A 17,456-nucleotide genomic window follows, 5' to 3' on the forward strand; every position below is an offset into this window, starting at 1 on the left:
TATTTAAGGAGGGGAAATTATAATGGCAATAGAAAAAGAAAAAAAAGTAAAAAGAGTTATTCAAGCAGTAATAGCAGTTTTGGTTATAGGAGGTATTATTATAGGAGCGCAACTTGGTAAGACGAAATATTCATCTCCATCTGAATCCTTGGAAGCTAATAGTAGCGCAAAAAGTGATGATAGTACTTCTACTAGTAGTGATGATTTATTTCCAATAAAAACGGCAACAAGAAAAGATTGTACATTAGCCCCTTTTTTGGTAGCAGATAAAAAGGGATTTTTTAAAGAGGAAGGATTGAAATTAGTATTTACTGGTGAACTAAGTAGTGATGCTGTCACACCTGCAATTTTGTCTGGAGATAATGATGTAGCGGATACACATCCGAATGCATTAGCGCTTAAGGTATATGGGGGATCAAAAATTAAAGCAGTAGGGCGCTCAATAATTGAACCTGGTCCTGGAGTAGATCCTAAATTGAGACATATGAGGTTCTACGTGAATAAAGATGCAGTAGCTGCTGGAGTTAAAACATGGAATGACTTAACAAATTATAAAGGCAATGAAAAACTTAAGTCAGCTGGTTATACTAATACTTGTGAAGATTTCATTCCTAATAAAATTTCAGATACTAAAGGTGTTTCAAGAGATAAATTTGAATGGATTACATTTGAAACAGATCTTCAAAAAATTGAAGCTTTAAAACTTGGACAAGTTGATATTATAGGTGTTCATCCGCCATTTTTCGATGCAGCGCAAGAAGCAGGACTTACTCAAATTGCAGATTCATCAGAAGCGGGACTTGGTGAAGCAACTGGAGTTTATTTATACTATTTCTCAGATAGTTTTATAGAAAAACATCCAGATAAAGTAGCAGCATTTGTTAAAGCTATGACTAAGGCACAAAAATGGGCGAATGCAAATGTTGAAGAAACAGCAAAATTAACTAGTGAATTTATAGGAACTGAAGTAAAAGGAAATCACTATTATTCTGAAACTACGAAAATTGATGAACAGACTATAAATCCATGGATTGAAGACTTAGAGAACACAGGAGCTATTCCTAAAGGAGCTATTAAAGTAGATGATATTATAACACATAAATTTGAGGCACAATAATGAAAAAAATACAGATGTTCTTTTAAAGCTTAAAGATAAACTAATAGAAATATCAGGTTTGATAATTTTGATTATAATCTGGGAATTTATAGCTAGAGCAAAAATTATAAATAGTGATGTATTTCCAAGTTTTGCGGTAACTATAGGAGAAATAGGTTATCTGTGGGGAAATGAGGATCTATATATGCATATAATGTCAACATTGTGGAGATTTACATTTGGACTTTTATCAGCCGTTTTAATAGGTGTGGCTGTAGGAAGTATATTTGCAAAATATAATGATATTTATTTAATGTTTGAACCTTTAATTAGAATTTTTTCGAAAGTTAATCCCTTTTCTTTAATTCCTGTATTTATTGCATTTTTTGGAACAGGTGAAATGGTAAGACTTGCAGCAATTATATGGGTTGGCGTGTTTCCGATATTACTGGGAACATTAAATGGGATAAAACAAATCGACAAGGATTTAATAAAAAACGTTAAAGCTATGAATATTTCGTTATTTGATATAATATTCAAAGTATATATTCAAGCATCTGCACATAGCATTTTTGCTGGGATCAGAATAAGCGTTCAAATGACATTTTTTATTATAATCGTTGGGGAAATGTTGGGCGTCAATTCAGGACTTGGATATCTTCTGCACAACGGAGCACATCATTATTTTGATGCACCTAAAGTATATGCGAGCTGTGTAATTATAATAATATTAGGAGTTATTATAAATAGATTTTTCAGATATATACAAAATGGGTTGTTTTTATGGGAAAAACCAGAGTCACTTTTTAAAAATCATAAAACCTATAAAAAAATAGACAACTTTACTTTAATTATTTTATCCATTATTATAGCGGGAATATTAATTTTAGGAGAAGTGCAATTAAAGTTGGCAGCGTATAAATCAGAACATCCTATTGAATTCTTTAAAGAGTAAAGTGTGATTAACAAGTGCTTTATTATGATATTAAAAGGGAGGAGTTGAATTAGGTGAAACTAAAAAATGTGAATATAAGAGGTTATATTACAATAGTAATTTTTATTTTTGCTTGGGAATTTTTTTGCAGACTTAAAATATTAGATCCTGTGCTTATTCCATCTTTTTCGAAAGTTATAACTGGAATAGGTGAATTGTTTTTAAAGCAAAAACTGTTATATCATATAGAGCTAAGTTTTTATCGGTCTTTTTTAGGATTTTTACTTTCAATTATAATTGCAGTACCATTAGGTATTGCAATTAGTATTTTAGTAAAACAAATGCAATCATCAGTAGAACTTGTTTTAGATGCGTGTTCCCAGATAAATCCATTTATTATTTATCATCTAATTATAATTATTTTAGGTGTTGGAGAATTTACGCAGATCGTAGTTATTACATGGACATGCATTTGGCCAATACTTTTTAGTACCATAACTGGAATACTTAATGTAGACGATTCTTATATTAAACATGGAAAATCTTTTGCACTTAATAAATGGAATTTTATAAGTAAAATATTATTACCAGGTGCTTTACCGCAAATTATGCATGGTGTTAAACTAAGTCTGAATTATTCATTATTTATGCTAATAGCCGCAGAGATGATGGGAGGGAGTTCTGGCCTTGGATTTCTAATTAAATCATGTCAAAATATGTACAGAGTTGATTGGGTAATAGGAATAGTTATTGTTATAGCTATGATAGGATTGTTAATGGATTCAATAGTTATGTATTTAGAAAATAAAAACGTATATTTGAAATATATACTCCATGAAAAAGAATAAGAAGATATAGTTTTTTATAGCATATTATACTAATTCCCACATATCTCATTTTATTCGAATGACAAAAGTATAAGTTTAAAGAGTATTTGCTTTATAAAGAATCTGTCTAACTAAGTGAAAATAATACGGTATATTATATATAGATTAATTAATGTAATAGCTTCACTTTCAGCTTAATTTATTTTTGGGGTTCTAAAATCATAAGGGATTCTTTAATAATAAAGCTTAATATGTTATAGAAATTTTTTTGTAAAAATGAAAAAGTATATTGACTAATTATTACTATATAGAATATAATAGGTAATAATAAATCATAGTAATTCAATAGGAATAATAAGAAAAAAGTATAGTATATATTAATATATACTAATTATAATTTTAATGCGATGAAGGGAATAAGTATATTGAGGAAAATTTTCAGAGAGGAATTCTTAAAATAGCTGAAAGGAATTCTAAATGGAACTCTATAGAATGCATCCTGGAGTACTAAGTTGAATTTTTGGTATGTTTAAAAATAATAAGGTCGTTAAATTTAATTTTGTAGATCAATTATTTTATATACTTGAATTAGTAGGCTTAGCAGTAGTGCCTGATATAGCACATAAAGATGTTATGCGTAAGACCGATTAAATTTTAAGCATAATAATCAGAGTGGAACCGCGGAAATTTTCTGCCTCTGTTTTATAACAGGGGTCTTTTATTTTATTCTTTAGAAATTTATACAACAGTTTCTTGAGGGAATAGTTTATTGAAAAGTTTACGAGTGTCAGAGAATAAAAAGGGAAATATACACTTATAAAAAAAGTGGGGAGCGCATTTAAGAACTTTTTATCTCCTATATAAAATGTTTTTATATGCAGATTTTTCTCACATGCATTCAAAAAAGGCAAAGGCGTAAAAGAATTATATATCAAATTTTGAGGGAAATTATATATAATTTATATAATAAAAACAAATATATAAGGTATTTATATGTATATCTCGGGGGTGATTGTGTGGCTGTTAATAGTAAAGAATTCACAGAAAATAAAAAGCTAGAAGAAATACTAAAGATGGTTGAGAAAATAAGGTATGGGTCTATAACTTTGATAATACAAGATGGAGTAATTATACAAGTAGATAAAAATGAAAAAATAAGAATAAGATAAAAATTTACATGTGAAGGAGTATATGTTAGGAAACCAAAGAATATTGGTCTAATAAAATAATTTATAATTTTTTATAAAAATGTTGACATATACGAATGAGAAGAATATATTATATAAAAAACACAGCAATCTTATATGAATAAGAGGATATGGAAAAGAATAATATTTAAGTAAGTCTGACTGGAAAGCTAGAGGACATACTTCTAATTAATAGAAGTATGTCCTCTTTTCTTTTTTAAGAAAAATATTATTCTAAATAATTTAAGGAGGAAAGTCGTAATTATGGGAACAATTAATTTAAAAGAATGTTCAGTGACTATAAGGGAGACAAGGTTAGGTTCAATTACTGGCTTTAATGGATCAGCCAAGGAACTTGTCACATGTGCTCATGCGGGAAAATTGAAAGATAGTTCAAGAAAATTTTCTCAATGTATGGGATGTAACGCAGGTCATGCTTTTTGTCAATTATCTATGATAAGAGATGCAGTTGTTGTTAATCATGCACCTATAGGATGCGCAGGTGATTTCTTTGGATTTAATTTTACTTATAGAGTCGAACAGATGAAAAGAGAGCTTCCGGCTACAATAGGAAGATATTTTAGTACCTGCATTGAAGAAAAAGATACTGTTTTCGGTGCAGCTAAGAAATTAGAGGATACCGTAAGAGAAGCATATAAAAGAACCAAACCTAATGCAATCTTTGTTACAACTTCTTGTGCATCTGGGATCATAGGTGAGGATGTAGATGCGATAACTGAAAATTTGTCAAAAGAGCTAGGTATACCAGTTATATCATGTTCTTGTGAAGGGTTTAGATCTAAAATATGGACAACAGGCTTTGATGCTGCTTATCACTCAATTTTAAGAAAGTTAGTAAAGCCGCCTAGAAAGAAAACAAATAAAATCAATGTAGCTAATTTCTGGGGAAGTCATATTTTTGATGAATTTTTAAATAGATTGGGTTATGAAGCACAATATATTGTACCATTTTCAACGGTTGCAGAACTTGAGTATATTTCAGAGGCAGCAGCAACAATCCATATATGCCCATCCCTTAGCACTTATTTAGGGGCAGCTTTAGAACAAGAATATGGAGTCAAAGAAATAAAGTCTCCACCAGCCTATGGTATAGAAGGAACAGATATATGGATGAGAGAGATTGGCAGAGTATTAGGCAAAGAGGAAGAAATTGAAGAAATTATAAAAGAAGAGCATGAAAGGGTACTACCTAAACTTGAAGAATATAGAGACAAACTAAAAGGGAAGACAGCATATGTAACAGCGGGAGCTGCTCATGGTCATGCAATAATAGCAATGCTTAGAGAGCTTGGGTTAAATGTTCAAGGGGCAGCAATATTTCATCATGATCCTCTATATGACAATAAAGATAAAACTTCGGATGCTTTAGCTCAAACAGTCAATATTTATGGTGATATCAAGCACTACAATGTTTGTAATAAACAAGCCTATGAATTGGTTAATATATTAAACAGAGTAAAACCAGATCTTATGATTGCAAGACATGGTGGAATGACTATGTGGGGGGCAAAGCTTGGAATACCAACTTTATTAATTGGGGATGAGCAATTTGGTTTTGGATATCAGGGAGTTTTAAATTATGCTTCAAGAATAGTTGAAACCCTTGATAATAGAGAATTTGTAAGTAATTTAGCCAAGCATAGTACTATGCCTTATACAAAATGGTGGCTAGATCAAGATCCATTTACTTTCTTAGGAGGTAATAGTAGTGTCGAAAATTATTGAACAACCTAGATTTTCCTGTGCTTTAGGAGCACAGCAAACAGTAATAGCCATAAAACGAGGAGTTCCTATACTACATTCTGGACCAGGATGCAGTAATAAAATTAGTTCTTTAATAGGACAAGGTGAAGGCTATGCTGGAGGAAATACAATTCCGTGTACTAATGCTACAGAAGCTGATGTAGTGTTTGGTGGGGAACGAAAACTTAAGAATGTTATTGAGGGAGCTTTCCAAGTAATAGATGCTGATTTGTATGTGGTACTTACTGGATGCACATCAGATATTGTTGGAGATGATGTAGGAAGTGTTACGTCAAAATATCAAGAAGGAGATAAACCTATTGTATATGTAGAGACAGGTGGATTTAAAAGCAATAATTACGTAAGTCATAGTGAAGTTGTCAATGCAATAATAGATCAATATGTAGATAAATTCAAAAATAGCAATGGAGTAAAAAAGGGGCTCGTAAATGTATTTGCAACAGTACCTTATCAAGATCCATATTGGAGTGGAAATTTAGAAGAAATAAAAAGAGTTCTTGAAGGTATTGGTTTAGAAGTAAATATACTTTTTGGAAATGAATCTAATGGTATTGAAGAATGGAAGACAATACCTAATGCAGAGTTTAATATAGTTGCAAGTTCATGGGTAGGATTAAATATTGCAGAACATCTAAAAAATAAATATAAAACACCATACGTGCATTTTCCATACTTGCCAATAGGAGCAATTGCGACATCAAGATTTTTAAGACAAATTGGTGAATTTGGGCATTTAGATAAAAATAAAGTTGAGAATTTTATAAAGAAAGAGGAAGAAAAATTTTATTTTCATATAGAAAAAACTGCGGACTTTATGCTTGAGTTTAGATATGGATTACCTAGAAAATTCTACAGTATTTTGGATTCATCATATTCCTTAGGTTTTTCTAAATTTTTATTAAATGAACTGGGTATACTTCCTGGAAAGCAATTTATTATTGATGATACACCAGAACAATATAAAGAATCTATAATAAAAGAATTTAAGAATATATCTGAGTATAGATCAGCAGAAGTTGAATTTAATGTAGATGCTGGCGCAGTTCAATTGGAAATAGAAAAGGAAAAAGAAAAAGATTTTCAAGAAGGCAGGGCTTTAATACTTGGAAGTGGCTGGGATAGAGATTTAGCGGCAAAATTAAATGCAGATTTGCTTATCACTAGTGTGCCAGTAACATATAGACTTGTATTAAATTGTGGTTACGCAGGATACAATGGGGGGCTTAGAGCAATTGAGGATATATATGATAGAGTGCTAAACACCTATAGATAAATATGAAAATATGTAAGAGTTTAAATATGTATATAGTTAAATAGAAAAAAATTTAACTATTTAAATATGTATCTAGATAAGAATTTAAATATATAAATATTTATAGATAAATAGCGGGTTTGAGATGGATTTAAGCCAACCAAATATAAAAGATGAAAGGGATTATATGGATTTATAGAGGTTTTAAATATGAGCGTTTTTATAAGAATTATTAATGCAAATTAACATCAATAATTGATAAATTTGGAGGGAGAAAGATGAGTAATTACAAGTTCGATACTATTAAAGTTAGAGGAGGATACAATCCAAAGGAACATAATGATGCTGTATCAGTACCGATATATGCAACAGCATCTTTTGAAGTAGGTGAAGCAGAAAGATTTGATAGGTTAGCGAGTCTTTCAGAAGAAGGTTTTATTTATAGCAGACTTGGAAATCCAACAGTTAGTGTCTTGGAAAATAGAATAGCTTCTTTGGATGGTGGCATAGCAGCGGTAGGCGTTGCATCAGGAATGGCAGCTATAACTTATGCATTACTTGCAGTAGCAGAAGGGGGAGGAAGAATTTTAACAACACATCAATTGTATGGTGGAACCGTAGATGCTTTAAAAAAACTTTATCCTAAGTTCGGAATCCAAATTGACAGGATTGAAGATGACAATGATATTGAGGAATTTAGAAAATCTATAAAAGAAGACACAAAAGCAATTTTTATAGAAACTATAAGTAACCCTAATGCAGCATTATATGATTTAGAGGCAATCGCTAAGATAGCACATGAAAATAATATTCCACTAATTGTTGATAATACATTCGCAACACCATATCTATTTAATCCTATTAAATATGGAGCAGATATAGTAATATACTCAGCAACAAAAGCCCTAAGTGGCCATGGAAACGTGATTGCAGGAGTAATAGTTGATAGTGGTAAATTCAATTGGGCAAATGGAAGGTATCCTCAGTTTTCTGAACCGTACTTTACTCTAAAAGATTTAGAGGGAAATGAAAGAAGTTATATAGATGTATTTAAAGAAAGTGCATTTGCTGGAAAAATCAGATTAGATTATCTAACATATTTTGGAGCAGTTTTAAGTCCTTTTGATGCTTATTTGATATTAATAGGTTTAGAAACATTATCTGAAAGGGTCCAGAAGCAAATTAATAATACAAGAAAAATAATAGATTATCTTAAAAATGAAGAATCTGTTGCCTGGATAAATTATCCTGAAATCGAGGGAAGCCCATATAAATTTTTAGCAGATAAATATTTTGCTAAAGGAGCAGGATCAACCTTTACTTTTGGTTTTAAAGGAAATACAGAACAAATTTATAAATTAATAAATTCAGTAAAACTATTTAGTTATCAGGCAAATGTTGGAGATGCAAGATCTTTAATAGTTAATGTACCTAAAACAACCCATGGAGAATTAACAGAGGAACAATTAAAATTAGCAAGAATTCCTCAAGAAACTATTAGGCTTTCAATTGGCCTTGAGGATTCTGAAGATTTAATTAATGATTTAAGACAAGCTTTTAAGGAAGCTTTAAGCTAAGTATAGGGAAAGTTTAAAAATACTTTAGGTATATTAAAATAGGGAAATGACCAATTAAAAGAATTCATATTTTTATATGCCGATAAGTTTTAATAATTTATAAAAAAGGAGAATATAGCAATGGCAGAAAAAACTTTAAGACAAGTGGCAATTTACGGTAAGGGGGGAATAGGAAAATCAACAACTACTCAAAATTTAACAGCAGGGCTTGCAGAGCTTGGAAAAAATGTAATGGTAGTTGGTTGCGATCCTAAAGCAGATTCAACAAGATTATTATTGGGGGGACTAGCTCAAAGAACTGTTTTAGACACTTTGAGAGAAGAAGGAGAAGATATAGAGCTTGAAGCCATTATGAAGACAGGTTTTAAAGGTATAAAATGCGTTGAATCTGGAGGTCCAGAGCCTGGAGTTGGATGCGCAGGAAGAGGAATTATAACCTCTATTGGAATGCTTGAAAGGTTAGGAGCCTACACTGAAGATTTAGATTATGTATTTTACGACGTTCTTGGGGATGTTGTATGTGGAGGTTTTGCAATGCCTATAAGAGAAGGTAAAGCAAAAGAAATATATATAGTTGCAAGCGGTGAAATGATGGCATTATATGCTGCAAATAACATCTCCAAAGGAATTCAAAAGTATGCGCTAAAAGGTGGAGTTAGACTTGGAGGAATAATATGTAATAGCAGAAATGTTGATAGAGAGCTTGACCTGCTAAAAGCTTTTGCAAAGGAACTTGGAACACAATTAATTCATTTTGTACCAAGAAATAATGTTGTTCAGAGAGCTGAAATAAGAAAAAAGACTGTCATAGAGTTTAACCCAGAAGATAAACAGGCTGATGAGTACAGAGAATTAGCTAGAAAGATAGAAGAAAATGATTTATTTGTAATTCCAAAACCAATGACTCAAGACAGACTCGAAGAAATTTTAATAGAATATGGATTAATGGATTTAGATGAGGATTATATAATTTAGTTTAAAATCTTTTAGACATATTATAAGGAATAGGAAGACTTAAAACATCACTATTCGAGGTAATGGGAGGCAATTTTATGATAACTGTTAAGAATATAAGTAAAACATTCAATACTCCAACAGGAAAAGTTGAGGTGTTGAGAGATATAAGCCTAGAAATAGCGCGAGGGGATATATTTGGAGTAATTGGTTTTAGCGGCGCAGGTAAATCGACATTAATACGTTGTTTAAATGGCCTTGAAAAACCCGATTCTGGTAATATAATCATTGGAGAAAATGAGATAACTAAGTTAAATGGAAAAGAATTAAGAAGTGCTAGAAAAAAAATAGGTATGATATTTCAACAATTTAATTTATTTGATTCAAAAACTGTTTATGAAAATATTGCTTTTCCATTAGAAATTTCAGGATATAAGAAAGAGGCAATAAAGAGAAGAGTTGAAGAGATATTGGAATTAGTTGAATTGTCAGAAAAAAGGGATTCATATCCACTTCAACTAAGTGGAGGGCAAAAACAAAGGGTTGGTATTGCAAGAGCTTTGGCTAATGATCCGGATGTACTTTTAAGTGATGAAGCAACTTCTGCTTTAGATCCACAAACCACCTTTTCAATTTTAGAACTTTTGAAAAATATAAACCAAAGGTTAAGCTTAACAATAGTGATAATAACACACGAACTAGATGTGTTAAGGTATTGCACTAATAATATGGTAGTTTTAGAAGATGGTCATATAGTAGAAGAGGGGAATACAGAAAACTTATTTTTAAATCCTAAAAGTGATACTTTAAAGAAATTTATAACAATAACAGAAGGATTTCAAAATAATAGGAAATTTTCAGGGGGGGAAGGAATATGAGCAATGATTTAGTTAAATTGCTTTTAGTTGGAACAGAGGAAACTTTATATATGGTATTGCTTTCATCCATAGTAGCCTTTTTGATAGGTGTGCCAATTGGAGTATTATTGGTTGTTACGGATAAAGGCGGAATTTTTCCTTTATATAAAGTTAACAAAATCGCTGGTTTCTTAATTAATGTAATAAGATCCACGCCTGAAATAATATTAATAATTATATTATTGCCATTATCAAAATTTATTGTTGGGACCACATTAGGTGCAAATGCAGCAATAGTATCTATTTCAATAGGTTCAGCTCCATTTATTGCGAGAATAATTGAAAACAGCTTAAAGGAAGTTGAATTTGGAAAAATAGAAGCTGCAGAATCAATGGGTGCAACTCCTATTGATATAATAAAAAAAGTTCTGCTTCCAGAAGCTCTTCCTTCAATTGTAAGAGGAATAACTATAGCAATTATAGGAATAATAGGCTTTACAGCTATAGCAGGTGCAATTGGTGCTGGTGGACTTGGAAGTTTAGCTATAAGATTTGGCTACCAAAGATTTCGTACAGATGTACTTATAGGGACTGTAGTTATTCTAGTTATTATAGTACAAGCTATACAGCTTATTGGAGATCTCATCGCAAAGTCAATTAATAAGAAGAGATTTAAGTTTGAATAAATATGGAGGGATTAAATTGAAGAAAAAATTATTATCAATAATTACAAGTGGATTACTTTTAGTAGGAGTATTTGCTGGATGCTCAGCTAACAAAGAAGATGCAAGCAAAGCTACAAGTGCATCAACAACAACTGAAAAGAGCGAAGTGACTTTAAAAGTAGGTGCAGCATTAACACCGCATGCTGAGATATTAGAGCATATTAAGCCAAAACTAAAGGAACAAGGTATTAACTTAGAAATAGTGACCCTTGATGATGAAGGCCAGCTAAATCCGGCATTGGATGAAAAGCAAATTGATGCAAATTATTTTCAACATGTTCCTTACTTAGAGTCTGTATCAAAAGAAAAAGGATACGACTTTGAAGTGGCAGGAAAAATACACGTTGAGCCTATAGGATTATATTCTAATAAACTTAAATCAATAAATGATTTACAAGATGGGGATAAGATAGGTATACCTAATAACCCTTCAAATGAATATAGAGCTTTAGTTCTTCTTGAAAAAAATGGACTAATTAAACTAAAAAGTGGATTAGAAAATTATTCTGCGACACCAAATGATATAGCTGAAAATCCTAAACATCTTCAATTTGTAGAGGCAGATGTAGCACAATTACCTAGATCTCTTGGAGATTTAGCGGGAGCAGTAATAAATACTAATATAATTTTAGATGCTAAAATTGATCCAAATACAGCAATTCTTAGGGAAGATGGAGATTCTCCTTACGCAAATGTAATTACGGTTAGAAAAGGAGATAAAGATAGAAAAGAAATCAAGGCACTTATTTCAGTCCTAACTACAGATGATGTTAAAAACTTTATTAAAGAAAAATATGGTTCTGCGGTAGTTCCAGCATTTTAAAGAGGAGGAAGATATGTCATACAAAATAGCATTTGCAAGCAGTGATGGAAAAGTTGTAAATCAACATTTTGGAAGAACAAAGCAATTCTTAATTGTTGAAGTGGATGATAAAGAATATAAGTATGTAGAGACAAGATTTAATGAGCCATCGTGCCAAGAATTTCAGCACACTGAGGATGCTTTAAGTAAATCTATTGAATTAATATCTGATTGTAAAGCAGTCTTTGTAGCGAGAATTGGACAAGGAGCCTTAGCTGAGGTTGAGGCGAAAGGAATAAAAGGAATTGAGGCACCTTATTTTATAGAAGATATACTAAAAAAAGTGCTAAATTCAAAAGTAAATATTTTAGATTTATATTAATAATCTAAGTTATAAGTATGATTCAAGTAAGTAAATAGTATTTAAAGAATTCAATTAAATTAGGACTTAGATTATAAAATTAAACTTTGTATAATGAATAAATTTTGATCAAAGTTAGAATAAAGGAAGTGAACTATATGGGGAATTTTGACCACCTTGTAAAAACTCATCCGTGCCTAGGTGGGGAGGCGCATTTTAAATATGGGAGGATACACTTACCAGTGAGTCCCTCATGTAACATACAATGTAAGTTTTGTAGAAGGGGATTTAATAAATCAGAAGTGCGTCCAGGTGTAAGTTCATTACTACTTACTCCAGAAGAGGCTGTAGAAACTGTTAGGAAAGCATTAATGTTATGTCCAGAAATTAGTGTTGTAGGGATTGCAGGTCCAGGAGATACGCTTGCAACTGATCATGCTCTTGAGACTTTTAAGTTAGTAAAAAAAGAATTTCCTCATCTTATTAACTGCTTAAGTACCAATGGATTAAGATTGGAAGAAAAGGCTGAAAAGATTGTTGAAGCTGGGGTTGAGACAATAACTGTTACTGTTAATGCCATTGATCCAAAGATTCAAAAAGATATATGTTCTTTTGTAATTGATGAAGATGGTAAAAGACTAGAAGGGGAAGAAGGTGCAAAGAAGTTAATAAATGCACAACTTAGAGGTATTAAAAAGATTAGCGAATTAGGAGTTATAGTAAAAATAAATAGTGTCTTAATACCAGGAATTAATGATAGACATATCAAGGAGATAGCTAAAGTAACTAAGGGGGTAGGAGCATCAATATTAAATATAATTCCACTAATACCACAAAACGAACTTTCTCATCTTGAAGCGCCATCATGCCTAATGCTTGATAAATGTAGAGGAGAAGCAGGTGAATATCTTGATGTATTTAGGCACTGCAAACATTGCAGAGCTGATGCCTGTGGAATTCCAGGTAAAAATCAAGATATACATGGTCAATTATATGATAAAGAAGTTGTTGAAACTTTCTCTCATGGATAGGAAATTAGTTGATTAATATGAATAGAAACAAGTATTAAAAAATTATTAAGGATTCATAATGACAATCGTTAAGATAAATAAAATATAAATATTTCATTTATCCTAAAACACAGTAAACAAATAAGAATAATATGAGTAATATATAGTAATTTATATTTAGAAATAGTAGCAACCTTTATATATAAGAAATAAAGAATAGTGTAGAAAACTTTGCACTAGCGAAACCTTGAGGAGGAGAGAAAAATGAAAATAGAATCATTATTAGTTCATGGTGCAATTGATGGGGATGAGACAACAGGATCGGTGAATGTTCCAATCTATCAAACTTCCACATATAAGCAAGAACAGTTAGGTAAAAATAAAGGATATGAATATTCAAGGACTGGAAATCCGACAAGGGAAGCATTAGAGAAAACTATTGCCTTGCTGGAAAGTGGAAGCGGTGGACTTGCATTTAGCAGCGGAATGGCTGCTATTACGGCTGTTTTATCTTTATTTCATAGCGGTGACAAAGTGATAATTCCAAGTAATCTTTATGGAGGAACTTTTAGAGTAATTGATAAAGTATTTAAGAATTTTAATCTTCAATATGAGATAGTTGACTTTTCTAGACTAAATGATGTAAAAAGAATTTTAGAAAATGGAAAGGACAACACAAGTATAAAAGCCGTTTTTATTGAAACTCCAACAAATCCGCTCATGGATATTACTGATATAGAAGAGGTTAGTAAGCTTGCAAAGGAATACGGAGCACTTACTGTTGTAGATAATACGTTTATGTCACCATATTTGCAAAGACCTTTAGAATTTGGAGCGGATATTGTTGTTCATAGTGCTACTAAGTATTTAGGCGGTCATAGTAATGTAGTAGCTGGATTAATAGCTGTAAATAATGATGAGCTTTGGGACAAGTTACACTTTATACAAAATTCAACGGGAGGAGTACTTGGACCATTTGATTCATTTATATTGCTTCAAGGCATAAAAACTTTAGGTGTTAGATTGGATAGGCACAATGAAAATGCAGAGAAAATAGCACAATTTTTATCACAAAGTGAATATATAACTAAAATTTATTATCCAGGAATAAAGGATTCGAAAGGATATGAAATTCATAAGAAACAAGCATCTGGCTTTGGGGGAGTATTATCTTTTGTTATAAATGAAAAGATAGATTACAAAAAGTTTCTAAGTTCACTAAGACTTATAACTTTAGGAGAAAGTCTAGGTGGGGTGGAATCTTTAATATGTCACCCAGCTAGCATGACACATGCAGCAATTCCATATAAAATAAGGCAGGAGGTTGGAATTGTCGATAATCTAGTTAGGTTGTCAGTAGGGATAGAAAATATTGATGATCTAATTGAGGACTTAAACAATGCATTTAAGGAGAGTTTGATATGAATTATGTAAGTGATGTAAAAGAACTTATTGGAAATACTCCGCTTATAAAACTCACACATATCAATGTTAAAAAAAATGTTAATATATTTGCTAAACTTGAATGTTTTAATCCTGGTGGCAGTATAAAAGATAGAATTGGAGTAACAATGATTGAGGGGGCTGAGAGAAATGGAAGCTTAAAGAGGGGGTATACCATAGTTGATGCAACAGCAGGAAATACTGGTCTTGGTATAGCTCTAGCGGCAATAAATAGAGGCTATAATATAATCTTTGTAGTACCAACCAAATTTTCAATAGAAAAGCAAAAGCTAATGAAAGCCTTGGGGGCTAAAATCATTAATACTCCAGATGAAGAAGGTATGCTTGGAGCTATAAATAAAGCTAGTGAATTATTAAAAGAAATTCCAAATAGCATTAGCCTAGGTCAATTTGAAAATGAAGATAATCCTCTAGCACATTATGAAACAACAGGCCCTGAAATATATAAAGCATTAGATGGTAATATAAATTATTTCGTGGCAGGTGCTGGAAGTGGAGGCACATTTACGGGGATCATAAAATATCTAAAAGAAAAGGATAAGGATATTAAAGGAGTACTCGCAGATCCAGAAGGGTCAACAATGGTCGGTGGAGAGCATAAGAGTTACAAAATAGAGGGTATAGGAAATGATTTTGTTCCTAAAACAATGGATATATCTTTAGTTGATAAAGTTATAAAGGTTAATGACGATGAGGCTTTTAAGAATGTAAAGTTACTGGCTAAAAAGGAAGGTTTAATAGTTGGATCATCATCTGGAGCAATACTCGCAGCAGCATTGAAGTTATCTGAGGAAATCGATAGTGGAAATATAGTTGTTGTTTTTCCTGATAGGGGAGATAGATATCTAAGTACAACATTGTTTGATGACTAAGTAATATAAATAAATTAATAAGCTATGGAAATAAGAGATATAAGGACAAGATTTTGATTTTGGATGGGAAAAAACTTAACTATGATAACTTTATTAACGAAGTTGACTAGAAAACTAGAGACTGAGTTTCTTGATTATACATTATTTAGTATGCAAGAGACTCAGTTTTATTGTTCATAAAATAAAATTTTAGGAGGGATAAAAGATATGGCATATAAAAAGATCAATCTGGATATTCCAGAGGTTGAAAGTCGTGAACAAAGACTTGGAACTATTATTGCATGGGATGGAAAGGCATCAGAACTATCAGAGCAATCTTCTTATGAACGCAGAGGATGCGAGGGCAGAGGTAAACAATGCAGACTTTGTGAAATGAAAGGACCCTTTACACAAGGATCAGTTTGTAGCGAACAGATGGTTGAATGTCAAGCTGGAAACGTAAGAGATGCAGTGCTTATTCAACATTCACCTATTGGTTGTGGAGTGGGGCAAGTACCTTATAATTCAATTTATCGAAATGGACTTGCACTTCGGAATTTACCAGTAGAAAACATAAGAATTATTTGTACTAACTTAGATGAAAGTGACATGGTATTTGGAGGTATTAAAAAGTTAAAACAATCAATTAAAGATGCTTTTGAAAGGTATAGTCCTAAGGCGATTTTTTTAGGTACATCTTGCGCAACAGGAATCATTGGAGAAGATATGGAGAGTGTGGCTGCGGAAGCAGAAGATGAAATTGGCATACCTGTAATTCCACTTGCCTGTGAAGGCTTTAGATCAAAACATTGGAGCACAGGTTTTGATGCTACTCAACATGGAATTCTTAGAAAAATTGTACGTAAAAATCCTAAAAAGCAGGAAGATTTAATTAATGTTATAAATCTTTGGGGATCTGATGTATTTACACCAATGCTAGGAGAGCTAGGATTAAGAGTAAATTATGTTGTAGATTTAGCAACGGTAGATGATCTTGCACAACTTTCAGAAGCAGCAGGAACAGTTGGGTTTTGCTATACCTTGTCATCGTATATGGCAGCAGCATTAGAACAAGAATTTGGTGTTCCAGAAATAAAGGCACCTCAACCTTATGGCTTTGCAGGTACAGATGCTTGGATTCGTGAAATAGCAAGAGTCACTCATAGAGAGGAACTTGCTGAAGAGTTTATCAAAAAAGAACATGAAAGAATAAAACCTAAGTTAAAAGAACTTAGGGAAAAACTTAAAGGCGTAAAAGGATATGTTGCAACTGGTTCAGCTTATGCTCATGGTTTAATTACTGTTTTAAGAGAACTAGGAGTTGAAGTAAATGGTTCTTTAGTATTTCATCATGACCCGGTTTATGATAGTGGAGATCCAAAGCAGGATTCTCTTAAATTTTTAATAGATAATTATGATGATGTACCTTCATTTAGTGTAAGTAATAGACAACAATATCAATTTTATGGACTCTTAAAAAAGACAAATCCAGACTTCATATTAATAAGGCATAATGGGCTCGCACCATTGGCATCCAGATTAGGAATACCAGCGGCTCCACTCGGAGATGAACATCTTGCTATTGGATATGATGGAATGGTTAATTTAGGAGAAGCTGTTTTGGATGTACTCGCCCATAGGAAATTTCATCAAGACCTAAAAGAGCATGTAAAGCTGCCTTATACCAAATGGTGGCTTGATCAAGAGGATCCTTATATTCTTGCAAAAAAACCAGAAATATTAAATGAAAAAATAATATAATTGATATTTTTTA

Annotated in this window: 16 protein-coding genes; all 16 read left to right on the forward strand. The window is 31.9% G+C overall.

Going from position 1 to position 17,456, the window contains the following annotated elements:
- Window positions 1-22 precede the first annotated feature (22 nt).
- A complete protein-coding gene (locus KEC93_RS03320; protein WP_077867750.1) occupies window positions 23-1,117 on the forward strand; it encodes an ABC transporter substrate-binding protein in 1,095 nt (364 codons plus the stop codon).
- Window positions 1,104-2,051, forward strand: coding sequence for an ABC transporter permease (locus KEC93_RS03325; protein ID WP_077867751.1), 948 nt, complete (start codon window positions 1,104-1,106; stop codon window positions 2,049-2,051). The genes KEC93_RS03320 and KEC93_RS03325 overlap by 14 nt, the downstream gene beginning before the upstream one ends.
- Before the next feature lie 53 nt (window positions 2,052-2,104).
- Window positions 2,105-2,878, forward strand: coding sequence for an ABC transporter permease (locus KEC93_RS03330; RefSeq protein WP_039773281.1), 774 nt, complete (start codon window positions 2,105-2,107; stop codon window positions 2,876-2,878).
- A gap of 995 nt (window positions 2,879-3,873) precedes the next feature.
- Window positions 3,874-4,026, forward strand: coding sequence for a YezD family protein (locus KEC93_RS03335; protein ID WP_077869352.1), 153 nt, complete (start codon window positions 3,874-3,876; stop codon window positions 4,024-4,026).
- Between the two features lie 282 nt (window positions 4,027-4,308).
- Window positions 4,309-5,790 (forward strand): nitrogenase component 1, encoded by a 1,482-nt coding sequence (locus tag KEC93_RS03340; RefSeq protein ID WP_039773282.1) that lies wholly within the window; start codon window positions 4,309-4,311, stop codon window positions 5,788-5,790.
- A complete protein-coding gene (locus tag KEC93_RS03345) occupies window positions 5,774-7,102 on the forward strand; it encodes a nitrogenase component 1 (RefSeq protein WP_039773283.1) in 1,329 nt (442 codons plus the stop codon). The genes KEC93_RS03340 and KEC93_RS03345 overlap by 17 nt, the downstream gene beginning before the upstream one ends.
- Before the next feature lie 257 nt (window positions 7,103-7,359).
- Window positions 7,360-8,658 carry an O-acetylhomoserine aminocarboxypropyltransferase/cysteine synthase family protein gene (locus KEC93_RS03350; RefSeq protein WP_039773285.1) on the forward strand — a complete coding sequence of 433 codons (1,299 nt, stop codon included), beginning with the start codon at window positions 7,360-7,362 and terminating at the stop codon, window positions 8,656-8,658.
- 120 nt (window positions 8,659-8,778) lie between these two features.
- Window positions 8,779-9,633, forward strand: a complete 855-nt coding sequence (nifH, locus tag KEC93_RS03355; protein ID WP_011967971.1) for a nitrogenase iron protein — start codon at window positions 8,779-8,781, stop codon at window positions 9,631-9,633.
- A gap of 77 nt (window positions 9,634-9,710) precedes the next feature.
- Entirely contained in the window at window positions 9,711-10,490 is a 780-nt protein-coding gene (locus KEC93_RS03360) for a methionine ABC transporter ATP-binding protein (RefSeq protein ID WP_039773286.1), read from the forward strand.
- On the forward strand, window positions 10,487-11,155 hold the full coding sequence (locus KEC93_RS03365) for a methionine ABC transporter permease (protein ID WP_011967973.1): 669 nt from the start codon (window positions 10,487-10,489) through the stop codon (window positions 11,153-11,155). The genes KEC93_RS03360 and KEC93_RS03365 overlap by 4 nt, the downstream gene beginning before the upstream one ends.
- 16 nt (window positions 11,156-11,171) lie before the next feature.
- Window positions 11,172-12,017, forward strand: coding sequence for a MetQ/NlpA family ABC transporter substrate-binding protein (locus KEC93_RS03370; RefSeq protein WP_011967974.1), 846 nt, complete (start codon window positions 11,172-11,174; stop codon window positions 12,015-12,017).
- 13 nt (window positions 12,018-12,030) lie between these two features.
- On the forward strand, window positions 12,031-12,378 hold the full coding sequence (locus tag KEC93_RS03375; protein ID WP_011967975.1) for a NifB/NifX family molybdenum-iron cluster-binding protein: 348 nt from the start codon (window positions 12,031-12,033) through the stop codon (window positions 12,376-12,378).
- Between the two features lie 137 nt (window positions 12,379-12,515).
- Window positions 12,516-13,388, forward strand: a complete 873-nt coding sequence (locus KEC93_RS03380) for a radical SAM protein (protein ID WP_023973647.1) — start codon at window positions 12,516-12,518, stop codon at window positions 13,386-13,388.
- Between the two features lie 243 nt (window positions 13,389-13,631).
- Window positions 13,632-14,792: a trans-sulfuration enzyme family protein gene (locus tag KEC93_RS03385; protein ID WP_039773289.1), complete on the forward strand. Its 1,161-nt coding sequence runs from the start codon at window positions 13,632-13,634 to the stop codon at window positions 14,790-14,792.
- Window positions 14,789-15,703 carry a PLP-dependent cysteine synthase family protein gene (locus KEC93_RS03390; protein ID WP_039773290.1) on the forward strand — a complete coding sequence of 305 codons (915 nt, stop codon included), beginning with the start codon at window positions 14,789-14,791 and terminating at the stop codon, window positions 15,701-15,703. Before KEC93_RS03385 ends, KEC93_RS03390 begins: the two co-directional genes overlap by 4 nt.
- Before the next feature lie 207 nt (window positions 15,704-15,910).
- Window positions 15,911-17,443, forward strand: coding sequence for a nitrogenase component 1 (locus KEC93_RS03395; protein ID WP_017212478.1), 1,533 nt, complete (start codon window positions 15,911-15,913; stop codon window positions 17,441-17,443).
- Window positions 17,444-17,456 lie beyond the last annotated feature (13 nt).

This window comes from Clostridium beijerinckii, assembly GCF_018223745.1.
Classification (GTDB): domain Bacteria; phylum Bacillota; class Clostridia; order Clostridiales; family Clostridiaceae; genus Clostridium; species Clostridium beijerinckii.

Bases quoted from the DNA above. Each gene is read 5' to 3' on its own strand.
- KEC93_RS03320 (WP_077867750.1), top strand. From the start codon at position 23: ATGGCAATAGAAAAAGAAAAAAAAGTAAAAAGAGTTATTCAAGCAGTA.
- KEC93_RS03340 (WP_039773282.1), top strand. From the start codon at position 4,309: ATGGGAACAATTAATTTAAAAGAATGTTCAGTGACTATAAGGGAGACA.
- KEC93_RS03350 (WP_039773285.1), top strand. From the start codon at position 7,360: ATGAGTAATTACAAGTTCGATACTATTAAAGTTAGAGGAGGATACAAT.
- nifH (WP_011967971.1), top strand. From the start codon at position 8,779: ATGGCAGAAAAAACTTTAAGACAAGTGGCAATTTACGGTAAGGGGGGA.
- KEC93_RS03360 (WP_039773286.1), top strand. From the start codon at position 9,711: ATGATAACTGTTAAGAATATAAGTAAAACATTCAATACTCCAACAGGA.
- KEC93_RS03365 (WP_011967973.1), top strand. From the start codon at position 10,487: ATGAGCAATGATTTAGTTAAATTGCTTTTAGTTGGAACAGAGGAAACT.
- KEC93_RS03375 (WP_011967975.1), top strand. From the start codon at position 12,031: ATGTCATACAAAATAGCATTTGCAAGCAGTGATGGAAAAGTTGTAAAT.
- KEC93_RS03380 (WP_023973647.1), top strand. From the start codon at position 12,516: ATGGGGAATTTTGACCACCTTGTAAAAACTCATCCGTGCCTAGGTGGG.
- KEC93_RS03385 (WP_039773289.1), top strand. From the start codon at position 13,632: ATGAAAATAGAATCATTATTAGTTCATGGTGCAATTGATGGGGATGAG.
- KEC93_RS03390 (WP_039773290.1), top strand. From the start codon at position 14,789: ATGAATTATGTAAGTGATGTAAAAGAACTTATTGGAAATACTCCGCTT.
- KEC93_RS03395 (WP_017212478.1), top strand. From the start codon at position 15,911: ATGGCATATAAAAAGATCAATCTGGATATTCCAGAGGTTGAAAGTCGT.